Consider the following 317-nt stretch of genomic DNA (forward strand, 5'->3'; position numbering starts at 1 on the left):
CAGCTTGCTCACAACGAATGGGATCCGAAGGCCAAATATGCGAAAGCGAAGGTGATTTATTCGTTTGGGCGCGAAGACGAGGTGGATCGCGCTGTCTTGGAGCGTCTGGCCAAAAGCATTTCGCGATTCCTTTCTCCTGAGCAGGCTTGGGAAATCGAGACGTTGACAGGAGAAGTATCGGATGACTTTCAGTTTCAATCAAGCAAACGCCTTGGTGGCGCTTGGCTTTTGGATCAGCTCTGGAGACAACTGGGATTGGGAGAGATTCTCCACTCCTTGTTTGCCTCCCGACATCATCAGATTCCGTTGGAACGGCT

Annotated in this window: 1 pseudogene; it reads left to right on the plus strand. The window is 51.4% G+C overall.

Features of this window, described 5'->3' with window-relative positions:
- Positions 1-317 (plus strand): annotated as a pseudogene (locus I656_RS0115065) (transposase); the annotation flags it as partial.

Origin of the sequence: Geobacillus sp. WSUCF1 (assembly GCF_000422025.1) — a bacterium.
In the GTDB taxonomy this organism is placed as follows: Bacteria; Bacillota; Bacilli; order Bacillales; family Anoxybacillaceae; genus Geobacillus; species Geobacillus zalihae.